At 56.6% G+C, this 1793-nt stretch carries 2 protein-coding genes; both read left to right on the forward strand.

What is annotated here, in order from left to right; all coding sequences use genetic code 11:
• Positions 1–188 (forward strand): hypothetical protein (locus BRO54_RS20300; protein ID WP_204378360.1); only part of this gene is annotated, 188 nt, incomplete at its 5' end.
• Positions 185–1558 (forward strand): UDP-glucose dehydrogenase family protein, encoded by a 1374-nt coding sequence (locus tag BRO54_RS18730; RefSeq protein WP_033026512.1) that lies wholly within the window; start codon positions 185–187, stop codon positions 1556–1558. The genes BRO54_RS20300 and BRO54_RS18730, both read left to right, overlap by 4 nt.
• The last annotated feature ends 235 nt before the right edge of the window (positions 1559–1793 follow it).

Below are 1793 nucleotides of genomic sequence, written 5' to 3' on the forward strand. Positions count from 1 at the left end.
TCCGTCTGATGTATATATATGGAAGAAGGGAGGATGCCTCGTTGCTTTTGGGGCATTCTCTTTTTTGTGTGGAAAATAGTTTTTTGTTCGAGCAACGGGGCGGAACCCGTGAAAACCGGCAGGCGATTCGATATAATGAGGACAAGCGACGATCGCCGCAATGGATGAAAAGGTGTGAGGAATCGTGAAGATAGCGATTGCGGGAACGGGATATGTTGGACTTGTGACCGCGGCTTGTCTGGCCGATAAAGGGCATGATGTGACATGCGTCGATGTGAACGAAGAGAAAATTCGCCTATTAAATGAAGGGATCGTCCCGATTTATGAGCCGGGGCTTGACTCGCTTATTCAGCGAAACGGCGTTCGCCTTCGCTTTACGACCAACGATGTGGAAGCGTATCAACGGGCGGAAGTGATCATGATCGCCGTCGGCACGCCGCCGCAGCCGGACGGGTCTGTGCGGCTTGATGATGTATGGGGCGCATTGCGACGCATCGCCGGGGCGGCCGAACGCGATTGCCTTGTCGTTATCAAGTCGACCGTGCCCGTCGGCACTGGCGATGAAGCCGCCCGTTTTTTGGCGGAAAACGGACGGCCGGAGGTGAAATTCGACGTCGTATCCAACCCGGAGTTTTTGTCGCAAGGAACGGCAGTGCGCGATACACTGCAGGCGCCGCGCATTGTATTGGGAGTGGATTCGGACCGGGCTGAACGGGTGATGAAGGAGCTGTACGCCCCGTTTGCGCTCCCGTACGTTGTCACCGACCGCAAAAGCGCAGAGATGATCAAGTACGCTGCCAATGTGTTTTTGGCGCTGAAAATTTCGTACATCAACGAGATCGCCAACGTATGCGAGTTGGTAGGGGCCGACATTCAGGCGGTGGCGGAAGGAATCGGCATGGATCCGCGCATTGGCCGCCGCTTTTTGCGCGCCGGCGTCGGCTATGGCGGCTCTTGCCTGCCGAAAGATACGAAGGCGCTTTATGCGTTGGCTGCCTCCCATGGCTATTCGCTCAAAACCGTGTGGGCGGCGATGGACGTCAATGAAAAACAGAAATGGAAACTGTTCGAGAAAGCGCGCGCCCACCTTGGTGTGTTCAGCGGTCGAACAGCAGCCGTGCTGGGCGCCGCATTCAAGCCCGGCACTGACGATGTGCGCGAATCGCCGGCATTGGCGAACATCGAACGGCTCATTGCCGAAGGAGCCGACGTGCGCGTCTGGGACCCGGCCGCCCTCGGTCATGTCTCGCGCCGTTTTGGCGATGCGGTTGTTTGTTGCGAGACAATGGAGGAAGCCATTCGCGGCGCGGATGTTTGTTTCATTTTCACCGAATGGCCGGCTGTGCTGCAATTTGACCTTCACCGTTACAAGACGCTGATGAATCGGCCAATTGTGCTTGACGGGCGCAACTGCTACGACCCGAAACAAGCCGACGCCGCCGGCCTCATCTACGAGTCGATCGGTCGGCCGGTGGGGCATAGGCAGCTGAAAGTGGATCGGGCTGTTGACGTTCTCCAGTGCGCCTCAGCTGCCTTTTTCCACAAACAAAGTGAATAGGGATGCCGCTTAATTGTCCCGTTCGCATCGCCACGACGGCTTTTTTGTAAAAAAGGGAATAAGGCGGTCTGTCCGTTCGATGGAAGTGGGATAGTAGACATGCCGGCGGGCGCGGGGCATCAATCGCCGTTTCAAAGAAAGAGAAGGTTATGTTTCCAGTGGTTTTATGGGAAAACGTGGGGTCGTGGCCCGCCACTTTGAAAGCGGAGACAGGCGGGGAAGAGAGCGGCTGAAG

This window comes from Geobacillus proteiniphilus (genome assembly GCF_001908025.1).
Taxonomy (GTDB): domain Bacteria; phylum Bacillota; class Bacilli; order Bacillales; family Anoxybacillaceae; genus Geobacillus; species Geobacillus proteiniphilus.